General features: G+C 51.5%; 11 protein-coding genes. All 11 read left to right on the forward strand.

What is annotated here, in order from left to right:
- Positions 1–54: 54 nt before the first annotated feature.
- The 11 genes from ACN6MW_RS18940 to ACN6MW_RS18990 all read left to right on the forward strand — a co-directional run bounded on the left by ACN6MW_RS18940 (position 55) and on the right by ACN6MW_RS18990 (position 17,337).
- Positions 55–1,080: an S-layer homology domain-containing protein gene (locus ACN6MW_RS18940; protein ID WP_419871600.1), complete on the forward strand. Its 1,026-nt coding sequence runs from the start codon at positions 55–57 to the stop codon at positions 1,078–1,080.
- A gap of 383 nt (positions 1,081–1,463) precedes the next feature.
- A complete protein-coding gene (locus tag ACN6MW_RS18945; protein WP_419871601.1) occupies positions 1,464–2,426 on the forward strand; it encodes a sialidase family protein in 963 nt (320 codons plus the stop codon).
- On the forward strand, positions 2,426–4,177 hold the full coding sequence (locus ACN6MW_RS18950; RefSeq protein WP_419871602.1) for a glycoside hydrolase family 35 protein: 1,752 nt from the start codon (positions 2,426–2,428) through the stop codon (positions 4,175–4,177). The genes ACN6MW_RS18945 and ACN6MW_RS18950 overlap by 1 nt, the downstream gene beginning before the upstream one ends.
- Before the next feature lie 27 nt (positions 4,178–4,204).
- Positions 4,205–7,345: a beta-galactosidase gene (locus ACN6MW_RS18955; protein WP_419871603.1), complete on the forward strand. Its 3,141-nt coding sequence runs from the start codon at positions 4,205–4,207 to the stop codon at positions 7,343–7,345.
- A gap of 35 nt (positions 7,346–7,380) precedes the next feature.
- Positions 7,381–8,619 (forward strand): alpha-L-fucosidase, encoded by a 1,239-nt coding sequence (locus ACN6MW_RS18960; RefSeq protein WP_419871604.1) that lies wholly within the window; start codon positions 7,381–7,383, stop codon positions 8,617–8,619.
- A gap of 20 nt (positions 8,620–8,639) precedes the next feature.
- Positions 8,640–9,947 carry a glycoside hydrolase family 125 protein gene (locus tag ACN6MW_RS18965; protein WP_419871605.1) on the forward strand — a complete coding sequence of 436 codons (1,308 nt, stop codon included), beginning with the start codon at positions 8,640–8,642 and terminating at the stop codon, positions 9,945–9,947.
- Between the two features lie 37 nt (positions 9,948–9,984).
- A complete protein-coding gene (locus ACN6MW_RS18970) occupies positions 9,985–10,995 on the forward strand; it encodes an asparaginase (RefSeq protein ID WP_419871606.1) in 1,011 nt (336 codons plus the stop codon).
- A gap of 373 nt (positions 10,996–11,368) precedes the next feature.
- Entirely contained in the window at positions 11,369–12,793 is a 1,425-nt protein-coding gene (locus tag ACN6MW_RS18975) for an alpha-L-fucosidase (protein ID WP_419871607.1), read from the forward strand.
- Between the two features lie 158 nt (positions 12,794–12,951).
- Positions 12,952–15,165, forward strand: a complete 2,214-nt coding sequence (locus ACN6MW_RS18980; RefSeq protein WP_419876387.1) for a helix-turn-helix domain-containing protein — start codon at positions 12,952–12,954, stop codon at positions 15,163–15,165.
- Positions 15,166–15,456: 291 nt separating this feature from the next.
- Positions 15,457–16,425, forward strand: coding sequence for an ABC transporter permease (locus ACN6MW_RS18985; protein WP_364154133.1), 969 nt, complete (start codon positions 15,457–15,459; stop codon positions 16,423–16,425).
- 12 nt (positions 16,426–16,437) lie between these two features.
- Positions 16,438–17,337, forward strand: coding sequence for a carbohydrate ABC transporter permease (locus tag ACN6MW_RS18990; RefSeq protein ID WP_419871608.1), 900 nt, complete (start codon positions 16,438–16,440; stop codon positions 17,335–17,337).
- Positions 17,338–17,364: the final 27 nt, after the last annotated feature.

The following is a 17,364-nucleotide window of genomic DNA, read 5'->3' on the forward strand; positions in this document are numbered from 1 at the left end:
GTGTATTGTGGAATTGATAGCAGGTATATATCACAATTCACTTGGAGGTTAACCATGAAAAGAAGAAACAAAGCTATTTTTATGATGATGGCCGTGTGTTTAATGGCGTTATCTTTCGTAATGCCGGCAGCGGCAGCAGAGATTTCAAAGGACAAGTATACGTATTCGATATCGAAGAAGCTTGGCGAAGTAACGGAAACATTAACGATTGACGATCTCGGGGATATTTATGAGGATCTTCAGATAACATCGACATTAGTACCGGATAAAGCGGTATTGAGCTTCACGGCAAAGGTGGATACAAGTGTTATCGTACTGGGCTACAGCCTGGAGAACGGGATTCTCGTAGCGGATCCCGTTCCTTGGACCGTTAACGGCACGAAGGAGCTTGTCAATGGGTTAACCGCCAATACGACGGCAACCGTTACCTTCGAATATGGCGTTCCTTATTATGAATTGTTCATTTGGGATGAGGCAACCGGCGATCAGACCAGTTATTTCTTCAAAATTGACAAGGGTACAGCTGCAGGGGACCAGCCCGATACATGGGCGAAAACGGAAGTAGAAGCGGCAATCGCGGCAAACCTCGTTCCGACTGAGCTGCAGGGCAGCTACAAGCAAAAAATAACGCGCGCTGATTTTGCAAAAATCATCATCCGATTGCTGGAGGTAAAAACCGGTCAGACGATCGATGAGATTTTGGTAGAAAATGAAGTCAGCCTCAGCGATAATCCGTTTACGGATACAAGCATCAAGGAAGTGATCGCCGCGAACCTGATGGGCATCGTAAACGGCAAAGGGAACGGTATATTCGATCCTAACGGAAGCATCACAAGACAAGAGGCAGCCGTAATGCTGGCAAATACGGCAGAAGTGCTGGGCTATGACGTGGCCGCTGATGCCTCGGCATTTGCAGACAGCAAGACGATCGCAAGCTGGGCGAAGCCAAGCGTTGATTTTGTTTTTACGTACGAGGTTATGAATGGAACGGGAAATAACAATTTCAGTCCCAAAGGGACGTACACGCGCCAGCAAGCTTACATGACGATTGTACGATTGAATGACGTGCTTGTTGAATAGCAAAGGAATGCTGTAGGAGAGAAGCCGTGCGGTCTGCAAAGACCGTACGGCTTCTTTTTTTAGCTTTATAAGATGCTTATATTTCGCCGCCAAGGATGGCGTCAGCCATTTACAATCGGCGAGGATGCAGGGAGAAGTTCACCTTTTTCACCCTGCGCAGGGCGGTTGGAAAATAGAGAAGTTGCTTATCCGCCTGGATCGCTTAGTTATAGGGGAAGCAGCTGGAAAAAGGAGAAAAGGTTGAATTTCTCCCGTTGAGCACCGCGCAAAAACCGATTATGGTCAAAGCAATGCAACAGCAGCATGGTGTTGCAATTCAGTGCGGGCGGATGCGGCCGAAATGAATACGGCGTTAGTCATCATTGCTTGCGAGGAGGTCGCGAATGGCTGCACTTACCGGTACAAAAAGCTTTATTTTCGAACAAAATGATGGTTTCACAAGCTGCCATGCTTCTACGCTTACCCATTTATCCGGCGGAGATTTGCTGGCGGCATGGTTCGGAGGAACCTGCGAGGGAGATCCGGATGTCGATATATGGATTTCCCGCCGCCATAAGGGCACATGGTCTCCTCCCGTCAAAGCGGCGGAGGAAGCGGGCCTGCCGCATTGGAATCCGGTCTTGTTTACATCGGGGGACGGAACCGTTTATTTATTTTATAAGGTGGGTCATACGTTTTCGGAATGGTATACGCGAGTGGCGGTTTCGACCGACGAGGGCCGGACATGGTCACAGCCAAGGGAGCTTGTTCAAGGAGACCGCGGAGGCAGGGGCCCTGTAAGGAATAAACCGATTATTTTGCAAAATGGCGCTTGGGCGGCGCCCGCTTCGCTGGAGCAGGCAGCGTGGGAGGCTTTCGTGGACATATCCCCGGATGCGGGAGAGACGTGGACGAGCAGCAACATCATCCAGGCAGGGGTTTCGCGGGAGCCGGGCAAGGGCATTATCCAGCCGACGCTATGGGAATCGCAGCCGAATCACGTTCATATGCTGCTTCGCAGCACGGAAGGCTTCATTTACCGCAGTGATTCGGTGGACGGGGGCAAAACCTGGCGCGAGGCGTATGCGACCATGCTGCCTAACAACAACAGCGGGATCGATCTGGTGAAGACAGCGGACGGCATGCTCGCGCTCGTCCATAATCCGGTCGGGGCAAACTGGGGTCCGAGGACGCCGCTTGTCGTCAGCCTCTCCGCGGATGAGGGCGTATCCTGGCAGCAAGCGCTCGTTCTGGAAGAAGGAGAGGGCGAGTTTTCCTATCCGGCTATTATTGAAGCGGGCGGTAAGCTGTACGTCACGTATACGTGGAATCGGAAGAAAATAGCATTCTGGGAGCTGGTGTGGTAATGGGTACGTTCAGCATGAGCGGAAACGAATTTACGTATAACGGCGAGCCGATTCGTATCGTATCCGGCGCCATTCACTATTTTCGAGTAGTGCCTGAATACTGGGAGGATCGGCTGCTGAAGCTCAAGGCCTGCGGATTTAATACGGTGGAGACGTATATTCCTTGGAATTTGCATGAGCCGAAGCAGGGACAATTTTGCTTTGACGGCCTAGCCGATATGGAGATGTTTATCGGGATCGCTGCCAGGCTTGGATTGTTCGTCATCGTTCGTCCCAGCCCTTACATCTGTGCGGAGTGGGAATTCGGAGGCCTGCCGGCCTGGCTGCTTGCCGATTCGGATATGCAGCTGCGCTGCAGCTATAAGCCGTACTTAGAAAAAGTAGACGCTTATTTCGATGAGCTGCTGCCGAGGCTTGTTCCTTTTCTATGCACGAATGGCGGACCGGTCATTGCCATGCAGATCGAGAACGAATACGGCAGCTACGGCAATGACCGTAACTATTTGGTTTATTTGCATGATGCGATGCAGCAGCGGGGAATCGATGTGCTGCTGTTCACCTCGGACGGTCCGACCGATGCCTTGCTGCAAGGCGGCTCCGTCCCGGGCGTGCTGGCTACCGTAAATTTCGGGTCGGGGCCGGATGCTGCCTTCGCTAAGCTGATCGAATACCAGCAGGGGCATCCGCTCATGTGCATGGAATATTGGAACGGGTGGTTCGATCATTGGGGTGAGGAGCATCATACGCGGGATGCCGCGGATGCAGCCGCCGTATTCGACGAGATGCTGCGGGCGGATGCTTCCGTCAACTTTTATTTATTTCACGGCGGGACGAATTTCGGCTTCTATAACGGAGCGAACGCCCAGCTCCGCGATCATTACGAGCCAACGACGACGAGCTATGATTACGATGCGCTGCTCGATGAAGCGGGGCGGCCGACGGACAAATTTTATGCCGTCCGCGAGGTGCTTTCAAGATACATGGAAATAGGCGAGCTAAAGCTTCCTGAGTCTGTGCCGGTCAACAATTACGGAAAGGTCGCTTTGACCGGGCAGGCGGCATTATTCGAGCATCTGGATGTGCTTTCGGCCGCTATTCCGTCGCCGTCGCCGCTGCCGATGGAGAAGGTAGGGCAAAGCTACGGCTTTATTGCGTATACGACCTGGATATCCGGGCCAAGGCCCAAGGAGCAGCTTCATCTTCAGGAGGTGCGGGATCGGGCGCTTATCTACGTGAACGGCGAATTTATCGGAGTCATTGAACGCTCAGCGGAGGAGCAAACCGTTTCCTTCGAGGTTCCGGCTGGCGGGGCCGAGCTCCGCATCGTGGTCGAGAACATGGGGAGAATCAATTACGGCCCATACTTGAAGGACCGCAAAGGCATTACGGAGGGCGTCCGGCTTGGCTTTCAATTCCTGTTCGATTGGGTAATCCACCCGCTTCAGATGGAGGAGCTGTCTTCGCTCACCTATAAGGAGGTTTCCGAAACAAACCGCCCTGCTTTCTACCGAGGCAGCCTGAGCATCAACGAGCTCGGAGATACCTTCCTTGCTATGGGCGGCTGGACGAAGGGGATCGTATTCGTGAACGGTTTTCATTTGGGGCGCTATTGGAACAAAGGCCCGGGGCAAACGCTGTATGTCCCAGCTCCGTTACTGCGCCTAGGGGAAAATGAAATCATCGTCTTTGAGCTGCATGGAACGGAGGAAGCGGCAGTCGCTTTCACGAACATGCCGATGCTGGGCAGCTAACATTTGAACAACCAGGAGAGTGCGCAGATGAACAAAATCATTGTGTTTTACGATAAATCGTTTCCTTACGAGGGCGCACGCCCGAACAAGCAGGAGCTGGCGGTTCTTGCTTCATTTGCTGCGGTAGTTGACGTGAGCGGCTTGACGGATGCGCTGCGAACGGCATGCAGCTTGGTGTCTCTTCATGGAAAATATTTTCCCAAGGCGGCATGGCCTGCCCTGCTTGGCTATTTGAAGCAGGGAGGAGGCCTGCTGCATATGGGCGGGGCGCCTTTTCGCATTCCCGTCTACTTGGAAGACGGACATTACCGGGCTGAGCCGGAGCAGACGGCTTATCATCAAGAGTTGAATATCCATGAAATGCTGCCTGTGGATACCGGTCCTATTGCGGCGTACGCGGCGAATTCGGACATTCCCCTATTCGCGGATAAAATGGCATTGTTTTCTGTACAGCCGACAGTTGGCTTTGTGCTTCATGTGACGAAGGCGGACGACCAGCCGGGGCAAGGCGGTTCAAGCGGACCGATGGATGCACATATTTACCCGCTGCTGAAAGGAATTTCTGCTTCCGGCCGGGAGGTAGCTGCACCGTGCGTACTGCTGGAGAATACGAAGGGCGCTTTTGCCGGCGGGCGTTGGCTGTTCGTTAACCAAACGCTGGAGGAACGGTTCTGGCATGCCGGCGGCGCAGAGGCCATCCGGGAATGGAGCTCGTTTTGCGCGAGGGGCGTTAGCGAAATTTGGTTCAAGCCGAACTATGGCAGCTATGAGCCGGGTGATCGTCCGACGTTTACGCTGCAGCTGCAGGCGCTTGGCCGGAGTGGGAGCGTACAGGCAGCATCGGAAAAGAAGGTTTCACCGTCAGAGTGGCGGTTTCAAATAACGGTGACTAAACAAGCGGCAGGCGGAGCGCAGGTGATATGGAAGCACGACTCAAGCCTGGTCAGCTCGCGCGAGCTGACGCTTTTGCGAATTCCTATGCCAATTGCGATAGAACCGGGTTATTATGAGGCCGTCTGCACGGCTGTCTCTGCTGAGGGAGAAACGCGAATTTACCGTCAAGGCTTTTGGGGCTATGACGAGCAGCTGCTGCGGGAGGGGGAGCTGCTGACCTGTGACCGCGACTATTTCCGGAAAAACGGCAAGCCGCTGCCGATTGTCGGCATGACCTACATGACCTCCGACGTGGCGCGCAAGTTTTTGTTCATGCCTAACGTGTCAACGTGGGACCGGGATATGGCCCAAATGAAGCGTGCCGGCATCAACTATATCCGAACAGGGATTTGGACGGCATGGCGGCAGGTCATGTTTGTTGACGGGCATCCGTCCGAAGAGGTGCTGCGAGCGATCGACGCCTTTCTGCTGACGGCCAAAAGGCACAGCTTGGAGGTCACGTTTACGTTTTTTGCGTTTACTCCCGAGGCTTGGGAGGGCGTCAATCCGTATCTGGATCCGAGAAGCGTCGAAGCGCAAAAAAGATTCGTGGCGGCCATCGTATCGCGCCACGCGAATTCAACGCATGTGCACTGGGATCTGGTGAACGAACCCTCATTGTTTCACCCGGATAAGACGTTCAGCGGACCGCAAACCTGCGCTGACCCTTATGAACAGGAACGGTTTATTGCTTGGCTGCGGCTGCGGCATCAGGACGATATTCGGCTGCTGCAGGAGCGCTGGGATCGAACGCCTGCCGATCTGCCCTCCTTCGAGGCGGCGCGGCCGCCTCGCAAGTCGGATATTAATTTCAATACAACCGCGATTCATCCGCGCAAGAACGGGCCGTGGCTCGATTATTGCCTGTTTACGATGGAGATGCATAATCAGTGGGCGCGGGAGCTCAGCGCAACGATTCGTCATCTGCAGCCGAAGCAGCTGATAACGGTCGGGCAGGATGAGGCGCTGGCCGGACAGCGGCCGTCCCCGTTTTTTTACGAGGAAGCGGTGGATTATACGAATGTTCATTCCTGGTGGCTCATGGATGATCTGGTGTGGGACACGGTGTTTGCCAAGACGCCGAATAAGCCGAACCTCGTCCAGGAGACGGGCATGATGTATGTCGAGACCCCGAACGGCAAGGCAAATCGCTCGGAGCTGGAGCTCCGGAATATATTGGAGAGGAAATATGCATATGCCTTCGCAACGGGGGCGGCAGGCGCGGTGCAATGGATTTGGAATATTAACTTCTATATGCATAACGTGAACGAATCGAATATCGGCGCGCTCAGAGCGGACGGAACCGAGAAGCCGGAGGCGGATGTCTCCTATGATTTCGGGCAATTTATTGGCGGGATCAGCCATTTATTCGAGGATCGGCGCTTGGAGGAGACCGTTGTGGTCTATCCGTATTCCAACGACTTTTCCGCCCGCAGTCTTGCCTACGTCGCAACCGCAAAGCTCGCGCGAACGATGGCCTATGAGCTGAAGCAGCCGTTCCGCGCGCTAGGCGAGTATCATCTGGGGACGCTTGGCGAGCAGCCTCCTAAGCTTATCATCGTCCCGAGCGCGCATAATTTCAGCGGCGAAGCGCTGGGCAAGCTGCTAAACCATATCAAGGAGCATGGAGGCACGCTTCTGTTTACGGGGCCGATCAGCATGGATGAGTATTGGCGTCCAACCGAGCGCGCGTTCGGACTAATCGGGGAATCCACGGTAGGCAACGTGCTTCGCGAAGAGGTTTTGGAGCTCGATGGACGGCTTATTCCGGTATCCTTCGCTAACCATCGGATTGCGGAAGCGGCCAAAGAAACGATCCCCGTCTCTGTGAGCGCCACATGCTCCGCACAGCTTGCTACCAAGAAGCTCGGGAAAGGTATGTTTCTTTGGTGCCCGCTGCCGATCGAGCTGAATGACCGTTCCGAGGCTTTGGCCGAGGTATATGATTATGCGATGGGCCAGGCCGGCGTAGCTGCCGAGCTTCTATGGCTTAAAGGCGGCGATTTGCCGGGCGTATACGGACGGAAGCTCGCGTTCAGGAAAGGCTCGCTGTACGTCTTTGTCTCGGAATATGCGGTTAAGGCCGAGGTGGAAGTAACGGATCCAGAATCGGGGATATCTTACGCCTTCGCCATGGAGCCGGAAAGAACGGTGATGTTCGCTGCCGATCGGGCAGGACGGCTGATTAAGGTATACAGGCCGGAAGAGGTTGAGATTACGGTTAACGAAAGTTAAAGCCTGCTGCAAGAACAAGTAATGGAGGGATAACATTGAATGAGCCATATTTAGCGAAGCCTACACAGCAGCAGCTGGCATGGCAGGATTTAGAACTAGGCATGTTTTGCCATTTTGGCCTGAATACATTTTGCAACCGCGAATGGGGCGAAGGCGATGATAGCCCCGAAGCGTTTCACCCGGCTGAGCTGGATGCGAGGCAGTGGGTAAGGACGGCTAAGCAAGCGGGGTTCCGCTATTTCATGCTTACCGCAAAGCATCATGACGGTTTTTGCCTATGGCCGACGAAGACGACCTCCTACTCCGTCAAGTCCAGTCCTTGGAGGAACGGTGAAGGAGACGTCGTTCGCGAATGCGCGGAGGCATGCCTTGAAGAAGGGATAGGGTTTGGCATTTATATATCGCCGTGGGATCGGCATGATCCGCGTTATCCGGATGAAGCGGCCTATGATGATGTTTATTGCGAGCAATTGACGGAGCTGCTCACCGGTTATGGCGAGCTCGTTGAAGTGTGGTTCGACGGGGCGGGCTCGGAAGGCAGACGATATGATTGGCCGAGGATCATGGACCTTGTGAAGCAGTTTCAGCCCAATGCCATGGTATTTAACATGGGCGCGCCGACCGTACGCTGGGTAGGCAACGAGGACGGCTTCGCTCCATATCCATGCTGGAATACGGCGGAAGCGGCCCGTGTCAGCATGTTCACGAATGATATGACGGCTTGGCTGCCGGAGACGCCGGATTGGGTGCCGGCCGAATGTCCCGTTCCGATCCGGGGCAACCATTGGTTTTGGCATCCGAATGACGAGACGCCGCTTCGTTCCTTGGAGGAGCTGATCGATTTATACGAGAGATCCGTCGGCCACGGAGCAACGCTGCTCCTTAATGCAGCGCCGGACAGCAGGGGCTTGATTCCGGATGCCGAGGTTCAGCGCATGAAGGAGCTGGGTGATGAAATCAAGCGAAGATACGCGATCCCTCTAGCGGAGAGCAGCGGCGGCCGTACGGTTTCGATTCGCCTGGAGCGGGAGGCGGACATTCACCGAACAGTTATTATGGAGCAAATTGAGCTGGGCGAAAGAGTGCAAAGCTACATCGTAGAAGCGGAGAGCAAGGGCGAGTGGACGGTAATCGCTAGAGGCAGTGCGATCGGTCATAAGAAGATCGATCCGCTAATTCTACCCGTTCGTACCTCGCATATCCGCTTAACGGTATTGGAGAGTACCTTGGAGCCTCATATTCGTTCATTTACCGTCTATAGCGATAACCATTAATTTTATGAAGAGGTGACTCCATGACTAAGATAAGCGAGAAGACTTTGCCAAAGGCCGTTCAGGAATGCCTTAAGCTGGCGGAAACCGAGCTGGCACATCATCCGAAGCTGTTGCAGATGTTCAAGCAGTGCTTTCCGAATACGCTGGAAACGACAACAAAATTAATGGATGACGGCACGACCTTCGTATTTACCGGCGACATACCCGCCATGTGGCTGCGGGATTCCAGTGCCCAAGTGAGGCACTATCTTCCGCTTGCCGCGCAGGATGAAGAGCTGCAGCGCGTGATCGAGGGTTTAGTCAAACGCCAGCTGATGTGCATCCAAATCGACCCTTATGCGAATGCCTTCAACGAGGAGGATAATGACAACCGTTACGAGGATGATTTAACGGAGCTGAACCCTTGGGTATGGGAGCGGAAGTATGAAATTGATTCTTTATGTTATCCGATTCAGCTTAGCTATTTGTATTGGAAGCAGACGGGAAAAGCTTCTTTGTTCGACGAAACGTCTTTGAACACGATGAAAACGATTATTCGCTTATGGCACACGGAGCAAAGGCATTTCGAGCAATCCCCTTACCGCTTTGCGAGGACGACGGGACCCAAATCCGATACGCTGCGCAATGACCGGATGGGCATGCCGGTCAATTATACGGGCATGACATGGTCCGGCTTCCGGCCAAGCGACGACGCGTGTACCTTCGGCTATTTGATTCCGGCTAATATGTTTGCATGCGTCGTGCTTGGTTACATGGAGGAAATAGCGGAGCAGGTTTACGGCGATTCGCAGCTAAAGGAAGAAGCGGGAATCTTGAAAGAAGAGATCGATTACGGCATTCGCACGTACGGCATTTACCGGCATCCGGAATTCGGCGAAATGTTTGCTTATGAAACCGACGGCTTCGGGAATTACAACCTGATGGATGATGCAAACGTGCCGAGCCTGCTATCGATCCCCTATCTCGGCTACGCGGATAAGGATGATCCGATTTATAGCAATACGAGGAAATTCATTTTGAGCAAGCAAAATCCCTATTATTACGAGGGCAGCCATGCAAGGGGGATCGGCAGCCCGCACACTCCGAAGCATTATATCTGGCACATAAGCCTGGCGATGCAGGCTTTAACATCATCGGATAACGAGGAAGTCGCTGAAATGATCCGCACCTTAACGAGCACGGACGCGGAAACCGGTTATATGCATGAGGGCTTCCATGTGAATGATCCGAATGCGTACACGAGACCTTGGTTTGCTTGGGCGAACAGCCTTTTTGCGGAATTGATCCATAAATTAATGCGTGAGCATCGCTTAAAGGAACTTACTTAGTCCTATCAATTTGAAATGGTTAAGGAGGCATGGTTCGATGGAGTCTGCCGTTAGGCTGGTCGAGCAGTACCGCGGAGGCCGGCTTGAAAACGTTCATTCGGGCCATATTTGCGGAGTGAATGAAAGAGGCGAGGTTATATTTAGCGCCGGAGATCCGGAGTGGGTTGCTTTCATGCGCTCATCGGCAAAGCCGTTCCAAGCGATTCCCGCGTTTATGCATGGCGTTCCGGAGATGTTTCGTTTTACGGATAAAGAAAAGACGGTCATGATGGCCTCGCATCGTGCGGAAGCCTATCATGTAGAGGCGCTTGAAGGGATGCTGGGCAAGCTGGGCTTAAGCGAGGAGCTGCTGGTATGCGCGCAGACGTACCCGCTTAGCCCGCAGGCGCGCGATGAATTGCTTTGCTTGCAAAAGCCGAAGCGGCGCATTTACCATAACTGCTCGGGAAAGCATCTTGGCCTCTTAGCGCTTAGCAAGGCGAAGGACTATCCGCTAAAGGGCTATGGGGAGCCCGAGCATCCCGCGCAGGCGGAGGTGCTGGACATCGTTGCTTATCTATCGGACTATCCTGCAGCAGATATTCATATCAGCGTCGATGGCTGCGGTTTTCCCGTATACGCGCTGCCGCTAAAGCCTATCGCGTCTATGTATTTGAAATTGGCTTGTCCTGATTTAATTGATCGAACGGAGGTCCGAAGCGCCGCGAGCGAGGTATCCCGTCTCATGAACGGCCATCCGGAGATGGTGTCCGCGCCATGGTTCATCTGCTCGACTTTGCTGAGAGATCCGAATATCGTGGCCAAGGGCGGGGCGAAGGGCATTTATGGCTTCGGTCTTCGGAAGGAGCGAGTCGCGTTCGCTTTGAAGGTAATGGACGGCTCCGAGGAACCGTGGCCGATCATCATCGCATCGATATTGGAGCAGATCGGTTATGCCAATCAGGAGACCATCGACAGCTTGTACGCGCTCGCGCCGACAGCGCTCCGCAATGACAGCGGGCGTACGGTCGGAGAAAATAAGGCGGTATTCAAGCTGCGGAAAAAATAGAATCAACGGAAAAAGGCTGCGCTTTGTTATTCAAAGCAAGCCTTTTTTTTTATATAAGGAAGTAAAAAATTTAACCGTATATGATGCTTCTATTTCACCGCGAAACGGGATTTTGCCGCCAAGGACTGTGTCAGACGTTTACGCTTGCCAGAAAAACGCTATTCTACGGCGCTTTTCCGAAAAATGCAATCTTTTCGAAAAAGGTGTACTCGACAGCCGGCACATTTACAAAGCGTTAACGAAAAAAGTGATTTTATCGGAAAGATGCCAATTGCGGGCGCTTGGACTTATGGATTATACATGAAGGAGATTAGTGCAGCAGCCACTGGCTGGAGAAATAAAGGTTAGGGACATAAAAGGAGGAGCAGACAAAATGAGCAACGGTCAGACGCAGGAGCATGAGGGCAGTCTTATAGTTGATACCGTAGAGGAAGCAGCAGAGGTAGAAAATGGCGTACACAATTTCAGCGCGGAGGAAGAGTGGGTCAAGCCGGATAATCCGCTTATTTTGGAACGGCTGGAATGGTTCAAGGATCAGAAGCTCGGCATTATGATGCACTGGGGACCTTATTCGCAGCTTGGTCTCGTGGAATCATGGGCGCTTAGCGACGAAGACGGCGATTGGTCCCGTGACGGCATCGATTGGGGCGTGGACAGCGAGGAGCTGAAGCGGCAATATTTTGGCTTGAACAAAACGTTTAATCCCGTTCGTCTGCAGCCGGAGGTTTGGGCTGATATAGCGGCAGAGGGGGGCTTCAAATATTTGACTTTTACGACAAAGCATCATGACGGCTTCTGCATGTGGGACACGCATACGACGGACTACCGGAGTACCGGTCCGGAGACGCCGTTCCATACGCACAAGTATGCGGATATTTGCAAAAATGTGTTTGATGCCTTCCGGGACAAGGGAATGGCTATCTCGGCTTACTTCTCAAAGGCCGATTGGCACACGCCTTATTATTGGACGCCGGGAATGGAGCGCGGAACGCATACCTGGCGCGGCCCCTCTTACGATCCGAAGCAATATCCTTGGCTGTGGGAGAAGTTCGTACAGTTCACGCACGAGCAAATGATGGAGCTGCTGACAAAGTATGGACGCATCGACGTGCTATGGCTCGATGCCGGCTGGGTGAGAGACGGCGGCAGAGTGCCGCAGGATATTCGCTTGGGGGAATTGGTCGATCGCGCGCGCGAAACGCAGCCGTGGCTGCTGTCGGCAGACAGAACGGTCGGCGGTCCCTACGAAAATATCGTAACGCCGGAGCAGACGATCCCGAACGGGCCAATGAACGTGCCGTGGGAAAGCTGCATAACGCTCGGCACCTCCTTCTCTTTCCGCTATGAGGACAAGTATAAATCGCTGCGCAAGGTTGTGCATATTCTGATGGAGGTCGTTGCTAAAGGCGGAAACCTTGCGCTCAATGTCGGCCCGCAGCCGGACGGAAGGCTTCCGGAGGGCGCCATTGCAACGATTAAGGAATTGGGCGCATGGATGAAAACCTATGGCGAGGCCGTGTACGGAACGAGAATTTGCGCTCCTTACTTTACCGACGGCTTTGCTTTCACCCGCAAGGAAAACACTGTATTCGCGGCTTATTTGTATCCTTCCGAGAATACGGCGGTAGCGGAGCATCTCGTGATTCCATATACCGAACCCGTGAAAAGTGTCGGGCTGGTCGGTACAGATGAAAGCCTGCCGTTTGAACAAACGGAGGCCGGCCTAATCGTTAAACTGCCGCCAGGCGAGTACGCAGGCAAGGCTCCTGCGGCGCATGTGTTCCGGCTGCTTGCCTAAATAACCGTTTACTCGGCCATTCGATTGAAACTGACGTCCTCCTGCAGGCGTCAGTTTTTTGGATATCCAAATAAGGAAATTATGTATCTTGTCCTGATCTTTTGGATGGGGTACGCTTAGAGATAAATAAGGGGAAGGTGATACAAGGGTTGAACAAAATGTGGTTTCGCCGTTTGTTGTTATCGTATCTACCGGTCTTTTTTATCGTGACGATGATTTTGTTTGTCGTTTTTTTCCAAACCTTAAATGAACAAAATCGAAGAGAAGCGATAAAAGCCAATGATTTTTTGGCGCAGCAGGTCATTCTCTTTACGGATAATTCATTAAAGGCAATCGATTATCAGGTTGTGAGGGAAATATTGACGAATCCCGATATCAGCCGTTTTTTTAGCAGAGACGGTGTAGACGTAGCTGCTAACATTCAAGCGCTTAAAGTGATAGATGAATTGAAATTCAATTACCCGATTATAGATTCCATTTATTTCATGCGCTTCAAGGATCAGTTTATTTTTGGGGATGTCCCGAGAACGTTCGAGGATTTCCAGGATAAATCGTTTATTGAGAACTATGAGGAGCAGGCAGGCGGAGCAAAGTGGACGGGTGAGCGCAGGTATAAAGCATTTACCAATTCCGAGGTCGATGCCGAAAACGTTATTACCTTAGTAAGAACAGCTCCGTACAATATGGGCGTTAAGCAGGGTTATTTTGTTGTGAACGTAAGCTTAACGAAGCTGCATGATACGATTAGCCGGATGTACAACTCGGATATAAGCTTTGTAAGCATGATTGACAAGGAAGGCCGGAATTTGCTGGGGGAGGAAGTTGATCCGTCCGCCACGGGCCCCGTCTTATCGAAATATACTTCCCCGTATACAGGCTGGGAGATTAACAGCGGCATTTTGGACAAGAACGGCCTGAAATTCGTACTCACCTTTTACAATGTGTGGGTCGTATTCGCGATGGCTGTCGTGGTGTTCGGCATTCTATGGGTAATTTACGTGACCAAACGGAACTATCAGCCGATCCAGCAGCTCGTGTCGCTCATTCAGACGTATTCGTCCAAAAGCGAAGGAACGGGCGCCGCATCCGAGAGCGAATTTATTTTTATTCAAAACACGCTTGAAAACTTAATGAGCGAAACGAAGCAATTCCAGCAGCAATACCGGGAAAAGCTTATTTTGCAAAAGAAATACCATTTTCATCAGGTACTTGAGGGTGCCGTCCAATTAACCGATGAAGCCTGGATTTCCGAGCTCCGCGGCTATGATTTGGACGTAAAAGGGAAAATATCGACCGTTCATGTCATTGAAATCGATGATTATTTCGCATTTCAGGCGATTTACAATCAACGGGACCAATCGCTGCTGAAGTTTACGTTATACAGCGTTATCCATGAGACGGCCAAAAACCTTGGCGTTACGGTCTGGGCGGAATGGACGACCGATCGCCGGGTGTCCTTCATCCTCTGGCAGGAGCCGGATGCGGATGCGATGGAGAAAAACGATTATATTATCCAGGAATGCCGCACTTGGATCGAGCAAAATGTCAGTTTCAATATTACGATCGGGCGCGGAGAACCGGCGAATACGCTGGAGGAGCTGCGCGGCTCTTACGAAAAGGCGAATTATTGCCTGCAGTATAAAGCCGTTCTGGGCAGCAACCGGATCATCACCTTGGAAGATACCGTCAGGCCGCAGACCGAAATTCAAGAGTATTTCAAAACCATTTATTTGCTTTCCCAGTCGCTGCGCCTTGCCGAAAATGATTGGCTGAAGCATTTAAACGTTTTTTTCGATCAAATCCGGGATTCGCTGCTGCCTCGCAAAGAGATCGAAAGCCTGCTGCAGTTTTTCGTTCATCATTTGGAGGGCGAGGTACTCGAATTATCGAAGGAATATCGCAATATTTGGCGGGCCGTGCAGACGGATTTACGGGAATTGGCCATGCGGTGGGATAACCTCGATGATTTGCAGCAGGGCTGCAGCAGCATTTTCGCCATGATGAACGAGAAGATGCAGATGCAGAGGGATTCGCACAGCAACAAGGCTCTTATTATGGAAATAAGGGCGTATATTGAAGAAAACTATGCGAACTCCGAGCTGTCGCTCGATTTCTTGAGCACGAAGTTCCAGCTAAACTCCAAATATTTGAGCAAAATGTTCAAGGAAGAGTTCGGGGAGAATTTTGTGGATTTCCTCATTGGCCTCCGCATTGCGAACGCGAAGCAGATGCTTTTGGAGACACAAAAGCCGATGCAGGAAATTAGCAGCGAGGTTGGTTATTATAATTACAATTCCTTCAACCGCGCCTTTAAAAATGTCGTTGGCCTATCCCCCCGGGACTTCCGGAAGCAGCTAGGGGAAAGCAGTTAAATCCGAAACAGAGCCTTGAGAGCGGCGTGCCGCATTCTCAAGGCTTTTTTGGTTGCTTGGAAAGGCGCGGACTGCTCAGGCACTGCGCTGCGGGAATTATGAATGGTTTGTGAAAAATGCATGAATCGGCTTAATTGGCGGTGTATTGCGCTTATTCAGAAAAAGGTGGGGTACGGGAAACTTACGAATTGATGAAGTTTTCGTAAACGGGCTAGAATCGAATTGTGGACCAGGACACGATCGACTACTGCAAGAAGTGCTTCGTTAAATTGCTGCAAAGGAGAGCTGCGAATGAATCATGCACAGGTGAATGCGTTAGAAAATACGGAGCTTCACAATCTAAAATTCAAAAGTAAGCTTACGACGTGGAAAAAAATAAAGAAACATTGGGAATTGTACTTTTTGGTTCTTTTGCCAGTCCTCTATTTAATTATTTTCAAATATGTGCCGATGTTCGGCGTGCAGATCGCCTTTAAAGATTTTAATGTCGTTCAGGGCATCTGGGGCAGTAAATGGGTAGGGCTTAAGCACTTTGAAACCTTTTTCAGTTCTCCGAACTTTTGGCTGATCATTAAAAACACGTTAGGAATCAGCTTCTATTCGCTTCTTGCAGGCTTTCCGATTCCGATCATGCTGGCTCTTGCTTTAAATGAAGTGCGTACGGGCAAATTTAAGAAATCGGTACAAATGGTTACTTACGCGCCGCATTTTATTTCTACCGTTGTTATGGTTTCGATCGTCATGCTGATGCTTACGCCGCATGTCGGCGTCATTGACCGGTTGTTTTCTTTCATGGGCTGGGAAATGACCAACTTCATGGGCGTTCCGGAATTTTTCAAATCGATTTACGTATGGTCGGGAGTTTGGCAGGAAATGGGCTATGCCTCCATTATATATATTGCGGCGCTGGCCAGCGTTGATCCATCGCTGTACGAGGCGGCAAGAGTAGACGGCGCCTCCAGATGGAAAAAAATTATTTATATCGACCTTCCGTCGCTGCTGCCGATTACGGTAATCATGCTTATACTCAGTCTCGGAAGCGTGATGGGCGTCGGCTTTGAAAAAATATACCTGATGCAGAACCCGCTCAACTTAAGCTCCTCTGAGGTTATATCCACTTACGTGTATAAAGTGGGGCTCGTCGGCGCAAATTTCAGTTTCTCATCTGCGGTCGGTCTTTTCAACTCCGTCATCAATTTGATTTTGCTGATGGTGGTTAATGCCTTTGCGAAGAAAATTTCGGAAACAAGTTTATGGTAGGGAGGGATGAACATGATCGAAACAAAAAAAATTAAAGAGCCCTTTGGCGATCGCATGTTTTTGTTAGTTATTTATATCTTTTTGACTCTGCTTATGTTAGCCGTTATGTATCCGCTCCTCTATATTATTAGTTCATCCTTCAGCTCGCCTAGAGCCGTCGTATCGGGGCAAGTATGGCTGCTGCCCGTGGAGTTCAGCCTAAAGGCGTATAAATCGATCTTCAATAGCTCGCAATTGATGTACGGATATTACAATACCATCATCTACACGGTTTTCGGTACGTTAATCAACTTGGTATTTACGGTGCTGCTTGCTTATCCGTTGGCAGTCAAAAGCTTTTACGGCCGAAATTTTGTCATGATCCTCATGATGATTACGATGTTCTTCAGCGGCGGACTCATTCCGACATATCTTCTCGTCAAAGATTTGGAAATGCTGGACACACGCTGGGCGATGTGGCTGCCGGGCGCTTTCTCGGTATTCCAGGTCATCGTGGCGCGAACATTTTTTCAATCTTCCATTCCGCACGAATTGTCTGAAGCGGCGCAAATTGACGGCTGCAGAGATATAAGGTACCTGGTCAGCATCGTACTGCCGTTGTCAAAGCCGATTCTCGCGGTAATGACCCTTATGTATGCGGTAGGCCACTGGAACGCGTACTTTGACGCTCTCATTTATTTAAGATCGGAGAGTCTGTTCCCGCTGCAATATGTGCTGCGAAACTTGCTTATTCTAAATGCGTCAGATCCGGAAATGCTCGCGAACACCGCCCAGCAGGCGCGGGTGCAAGGTTTCGAGCAGGTGCTGAAATACGCGTTGATCGTCGTAGCTTCGGTACCGGTGCTCATTATGTATCCGTTCGTGCAGAAGCATTTCGTGAAAGGCGTCATGATCGGTTCATTGAAAGGTTAAGAGGATTTTCATTTATAATAAGGAGGT

The organism is Pristimantibacillus sp. PTI5 (assembly GCF_048572955.1).
Classification (GTDB): domain Bacteria; phylum Bacillota; class Bacilli; order Paenibacillales; family Paenibacillaceae; genus Pristimantibacillus.